This window comes from Pseudomonas agronomica (genome assembly GCF_025917275.1).
Classification (GTDB): Bacteria; Pseudomonadota; Gammaproteobacteria; order Pseudomonadales; family Pseudomonadaceae; genus Aquipseudomonas; species Aquipseudomonas agronomica.
On the sequence record NZ_JAOSHO010000291.1, the window covers coordinates 1 to 6,423 of the forward strand.

At 61.0% G+C, this 6,423-nt stretch carries 3 protein-coding genes; 1 reads left to right on the forward strand and 2 read right to left on the reverse strand.

Annotation, left to right across the window (positions count from 1 at the left end; translation table 11 throughout):
* Positions 1–9: 9 nt before the first annotated feature.
* Together hexR and OC610_RS18570 are read right to left on the reverse strand one after the other, a co-directional pair.
* Entirely contained in the window at positions 10–876 is an 867-nt protein-coding gene (gene hexR / locus OC610_RS18565; RefSeq protein WP_003187110.1) for a transcriptional regulator HexR, read from the reverse strand.
* Positions 877–1,078: 202 nt separating this feature from the next.
* A complete protein-coding gene (locus tag OC610_RS18570; protein ID WP_264429702.1) occupies positions 1,079–3,943 on the reverse strand; it encodes a putative bifunctional diguanylate cyclase/phosphodiesterase in 2,865 nt (954 codons plus the stop codon).
* Positions 3,944–4,204: 261 nt separating this feature from the next.
* Between OC610_RS18570 and uvrD the strand changes: the two genes are divergently transcribed.
* Entirely contained in the window at positions 4,205–6,385 is a 2,181-nt protein-coding gene (gene uvrD / locus OC610_RS18575; protein ID WP_264429703.1) for a DNA helicase II, read from the forward strand.
* Positions 6,386–6,423 lie beyond the last annotated feature (38 nt).

A 6,423-nucleotide genomic window follows, 5' to 3' on the forward strand; every position in this document is an offset into this window, starting at 1 on the left:
GCCGAGCGCTCAGTCGTCCAGCGCCTTCACCGACTTGGGCGACAACCGCAGGCTGCGAAGGCTGCGCTTCACGCTCTTGAGGTGGTTGACCAGGCTCGGGCCACGCGCCATGGCGACGCCCATCGCCAGGACATCGATCACCACCAGGTGGGCGATGCGCGAGGTCAGCGGCGTGTAGATCTCGGTGTCTTCATGCACGTCGATGGCCAGGTTTACCGTGGAAAGCTCTGCCAGTGGCGTCTGGCTCGGGCACAAGGTAATCAGCGAGGCGCCGCTTTCACGCACCAGGTTGGCGGTGATCAGCAGGTCCTTGGAACGTCCAGACTGGGAAATGCAGATTGCCACATCGGTTGGCTTCAGCGTGACGGCCGACATGGCCTGCATGTGCGGGTCGGAATAGGCCGCTGCCGTGAGCAGCAATCGGAAGAACTTGTGCTGGGCATCGGCCGCCACCGCACCCGAGGCACCGAAGCCATAGAACTCGACGCGCTGGGCCTGGGACATGGCCGTGACGGCTTTCTGCAACGCCACCGGGTCGAGCTTCTCGCGAACCTCCATCAGCGTGTGCAGGGTGGTATCGAAGATTTTCAGGCTGTAGTCAGCGACCGAATCATCTTCATGAATCGCGAACTGACCAAAGCTCGCACCGGCCGCGAGGCTTTGCGCCAACTTGAGTTTCAGGTCCTGGAAACCCGAGCAACCAATGGCCCGGCAAAAACGCACGATGGTCGGTTCGCTGATGCCAACGCTGTGGGCAAGATCGGCCATGGAACTGTGCATCACGGCCGCAGGATCAAGCAGTACGTGATCGGCGACTTTCAACTCCGACTTGCGCAGCAGGTGGCGTGACTGGGCGATGTGTTGCAACAGGTTCAAAGGGCTGGACTCTTGTTATGGGCAGGTGCCGGGATGTAGCAAGCTTGTAGTTATACTACAAGAATTGTCTTTATGCCTGCCCAATACGTAACTGATTTAGCCCTGCCAACCCTTGTTTTGGCGGGGAGCGCTTCATGTAGCCGTGGCAGCGAGGGAGCAGGGACACGTTTGAAAAATTCCTCAATCCAAGCGGCGTGTGCCCCTATTCTTGCGCCCCTAACAAGCGGGCCAGGCCTTCAGCGCCAACCGGCCGACTGATGAGATACCCTTGGACCTCGTCGCATTGTTCGTTTTTCAGGAAGTCGAGCTGCCCTTGCCGCTCCACGCCCTCAGCCACTACCTTGAGTGAAAGCCCATGGGCCATCGCAATGATCGCCCGGGTAATGGCCGCATCCTCGCCGCCCTCCTCCAGGCCGCGAATGAAGGCCTGATCGATTTTCACGTAGTCCACCGGAATTCGCTTGAGGTAGCTCAGGGAAGAATAGCCAGTGCCAAAATCATCGATGGCCAGCTTGACCCCCAGGTCCCGAAGCTGTTGGAACGTGGCGATGATGTGCTCAACGCTGTCGAGCAACTGACTCTCGGTCAATTCCAGCTCCAGGTACTGAGGGGCCAGACCCGTTTCCTCCAATACCTGCCGTACCTGGCTGACCAACTTGCCTTGGCGCAACTGATGCACCGACAAGTTGACCGACACCCTGATCGGCGCGAGTCCCTGGCGCTGCCACTCACACGCCTGCCAACACGCCTGTCGCAGCACAAACTCGCCAATCGGCCCGATCAGTCCGGTTTCCTCGGCCAAACCGATGAAGTCCGCCGGAGGAACCTGGCCCATGCTTGGATGATTCCAGCGTACCAACGCCTCTGCGGCGTTCAGGCGACCGGTCTTCAGGCACAACTTGGGTTGATAAAAGACATTCAGCTGTTGCTCTTCGAGTGCCTTGCGCAACTGGTTTTCCAGTTGCAGGCGCTCCAGCGTGCTGGCCTGAAGGCTATCGGTATAAAACTGGAAATTATTTCCTCCCAAGTGCTTGGCGTGTTGCATGGCCATATTGGCCTGGCTGACCAGTGTTGAAATTTCCCGCGTGTTATCGGGCAACAGGCTGATGCCAATGGACGCACTGACCACCAGTTCGTGGCCATCGATGGTCACCGGCACGCGGAGCTTGGTGGCCAGCCGAGTCGCAACGCGCGCCAGGCTCGAAAGATTGCCGTAGGCGTCGAACAGCACCGCGAACTCATCTCCGGACAGCCGTGCGATGGTATCGGCCTCCGGCAGCGCATTGATCAGGCGCCGAGCCATCTTCTGGAGTAGCTGGTCGGCGATGTCATGACCGAGACTGTCATTGAGCAGCTTGAAACGATCCAGGTTGATATGCAGCAGCGCCAGGCTCCGCCGCCCACCCTGGCGCACCCGCTGATGAGCTTCATGCAGGCGCTCGCGGAACAGCGAGCGGTTCGCCAACCCGGTCAGTTCGTCGTAATGCGTGAGATAGCGCATCCGCTCCTCGGACTCGCGTCGTGCCGAGAGATCCGCAAAGAAGCCAACGATGTGGCTGACATTCCCCCGCTGGTCGCGGACCACGTTCAGTTGCAGCCACTGTGGATAAAGTTCGCCGTTGGCGCGAGCCTCCACCAGCTCACCTTGCCAGGTGCCGTGTTGCTTGAGGGCTTGGCGGATGATCGGATAGTGCCGGCGCGCATCGCGGCTGCAGGGCAGGTCGACCACATTGCGTCCGAGCATGTCCGCGGTATCGAAACCGGTCACTCGGGTGAACGCCTGGTTGGCGGCGAGCAACGCGTAGTTAGGGTCGAAGATCACGATGCCTTCACTCGCGGCCTCGAACACCGTGGCCGCCAGTTGGCGCTGCTGCTCCAGCTCTTTGGTGGCGCTGATGTTGCGCCGGGTGCCGACCATGCGCAGTACCCGTCCACTTGCACTGCGCTCCACCGCTCGGCCACGGTCTTCGATCCAGACCCAGTGACCGTCGCCATGACGAACACGGTATTCGATCTGGTAATCCTCGCTACGGCCCTTCAGATGCTCGATAAGCGCACGCTTGAGCGCTGGCAGATCCTGGGGATGCAAGCGCGGGGTCAGATGGCCGAGCATGGCCGTGACGTATTCGGGCTCCAGGCCGAACAGTTCCTTGAGTTGGGTGTGATGGACTTCGTCGGTCTGCAGGTTCCAGTCCCAGAGCCCCAGTTCGCTGGCTTTCAGGGCCAGGGCCAGTCGCGCCTCGCTTTTGCTCAGGGCTTGGCTGGCGACCTCCAGCTCCAGGCTGCGCTGTGCCACGCGCTCCTCCAGGCCAACCTGGGCCGCACGCAGCCGGGCTTCGGCAGAACGACGCTGTTCGACCTCCCGGGCCAAGGCTTCGTTAAGCTGCGCGCCACGGGCTTGCGCCTGCTGCAAATGCTCGATCAGGGCCTGATTCTGGAACCGTCGCAACATACCGTTGTGTATCAGCCGGTTGACCTGCCATGCCACCACGCTGAGGAAAACCAGCACGACCAGCCCGAGCCAGCCCCAACCGTGCTGCTGCTCATCGCCGCCCAAGAAAAGATAACCGATTGCCGGCAACAGGCAGGGCAAGGTGAATGACAGATACGCCGAAAGACTTACGGCGTAGGCAACACTGGCGGACAGCGTCGCTGCGCCGATCAGGCCGAACACCCAAGCTTGCTGTTGGAAGCTGTCGGCCGGAACCAGCGCAATGCCGGCCCCAGCCAGCGTCAGGCCGGTCATGGCCGAGCCCAATAAAAACATGCGCAACCAGATCGGGTGCGCCTGGCGGCTTGGCATCGCCGAATCGAACGCTGCCACCTGGATCACCCGCAGCGCAACCAGTGACAACAACCAGACCAGCCAGACGCTGACCAGGAAATAGCGCGATGGCTGCCACAACAGTGCGGCACAGACCAGACCGTTGATCAGCATGAACAGCGTGGGCAGCAGTGAGCCCTGATATAGCAGCCTTGTGCGTTCGACCGCCATTTCCGTGGCGTACTGCTTGTAAATGACCCGCGGCTCAACACAAGGGCCAGCCAGATCGGAATTGAAGGTCATAGTCGATGTTCTTGTTCTTATTCAGGGGCGCATGGTGCACCCGAAACGAGAACCGAGCATACACAAGCCAAAGGCCATCCCACACTGCTCTCGCGCATAAAAATACTGAAAAAAACTGGCCATTCCTCTGGGCGCTGGTGTCGTCAGGCAAGCGCCACCCGTGCCGGGGAGGCTGACCAACCGGTCGTCACCAAGCGGTGTTTTGTCGGTTGATGCAAAGCTCGGTTTGCCCGGGGTGGCGCCGCACCCTAGAATGCGCCGATGCGCGATGATCTCTCCCTTCTGCTGAACTCCCTAAACGATGCCCAACGCCAGGCAGTCGCTGCCTCCGTGGGCCGTCAATTGGTCCTGGCCGGTGCCGGCTCCGGCAAGACCCGAGTGCTGGTGCACCGTATCGCCTGGTTGATCCAGGTCGAGAACGCCTCGCCCCATTCGATCCTGTCGGTCACCTTTACCAACAAGGCGGCGGCCGAGATGCGTCATCGCATCGAACAGCTGATGGGCATCAATCCGGCCGGCATGTGGGTCGGTACGTTCCACGGCCTGGCGCATCGCCTGCTGCGAGCCCACTGGCAGGAAGCGGGCTTGAGCCAGACTTTCCAGATCCTGGACAGCGATGACCAGCAGCGCCTGGTCAAGCGGGTCATCCGCGAACTGGGCCTGGATGAACAACGGTGGCCGGCCCGCCAGGCCCAATGGTTCATCAACGGCCAGAAAGACGAAGGCCTGCGCCCACAACATATCCAGGCCAGCGGCGACCTTTTCCTGGCAACCATGCGCAGCATCTATGAAGCCTACGAAGCGGCGTGCCAGCGTGCCGGCGTCATCGACTTTTCCGAACTGCTGCTACGGGCCCTGGATCTATGGCGTGACCACCCGGGGCTGCTGGCCCATTACCAGAAGCGCTTCCGGCATGTCCTGGTGGACGAATTCCAGGACACCAACGCCGTTCAATATGCGTGGTTGCGCCTGCTTGCCAAGGGCGGCGACAGCCTGATGGTGGTGGGCGACGACGACCAGTCGATCTATGGCTGGCGTGGCGCGAAGATCGAGAATATCCACCAGTACTCGGCGGACTTTCCCGATGCCGAGGTCATTCGCCTGGAACAGAACTACCGCTCCACCGCCGGCATCCTCAAGGCCGCCAACGCCCTGATTGCCAACAATACCGGGCGCCTGGGCAAGGAGCTGTGGACCGACGGCAGCGAAGGCGAGGCGATCAATCTCTACGCCGCCTTCAACGAACACGATGAGGCCCGCTATGTCGTGGAGACCATCGAAAGCGCGTTGAAGACCGGCCTGGCCCGCAGCGACATCGCCATCCTGTATCGCTCCAACGCCCAGTCACGCGTGCTTGAAGAGGCCTTGCTGCGCGAACGGATTCCTTACCGGATCTATGGCGGCCAGCGCTTCTTCGAGCGCGCCGAAATCAAGAACGCCATGGCCTACCTGCGCCTGATCGAAGGCCGTGGCAACGACGCGGCCCTGGAGCGGGTGATCAACGTGCCGACGCGGGGCATCGGCGAGAAAACCGTCGAGGCGATTCGCGAGCATGCCCGCCACAGCCATGTGTCGATGTGGGAATCCATGCGCCTGCTCGTCGACAACAAGGGCGTCACCGGTCGCGCCGCCGGGGCGCTGAAGGCCTTCATGGACTTGATAGAAGACCTGGCCGCCAAATGCTCAGAAATGCCACTGCACCTGATGACCCAGACGGTCATCGAGCAATCCGGCCTGATTGCCTATCACGAAGCGGAAAAAGGCGAGAAAGGCCAGGCCCGGGTGGAAAACCTCGAGGAACTGGTCAGCGCCGCGCGCAACTTCGAAACGACGGAAGAAGACGAAGACCTGTCCCCCTTGTCGGCTTTCCTGGGCCATGCCTCCCTGGAGGCTGGCGACACCCAGGCCGACGAGCATGAAGACAGCATCCAACTGATGACCCTGCACAGCGCCAAGGGCCTGGAATTTCCCTATGTATTCCTGGTGGGCATGGAGGAAGGACTGTTTCCGCACAAGATGAGCCTGGAAGAGCCCGGACGTCTTGAAGAGGAGCGGCGCCTCGCCTACGTCGGTATCACCCGCGCCATGCAGAACCTGGTGATGACCTACGCGGAAACCCGACGCTTATATGGCAGCGAGACCTACAACAAGGTGTCGCGCTTCGTACGCGAAGTACCGAAAGGTCTCATTCAGGAAGTCCGTCTTTCCAACAGCGTCAGCCGTCCGTTCGGCGGCAGCCAGCAACAAGGCAGCAGCCTGTTCGGTGGCAGCGATATCCCGGAAACCGGCTTCAGCCTTGGCCAGGCGGTGCGGCATTCGGTGTTCGGCGACGGTGTGATCCTCAATTTCGAAGGCGCCGGTGCCCAGGCTCGAGTCCAGGTCAACTTCAGCGAAGGCAGCAAATGGCTGATGCTGGGGTATGCCAAGCTCGAGGCGATCTAAAAAATCTCTGCAGTCCCTTGTGGGAGCGAGCTTGCTCG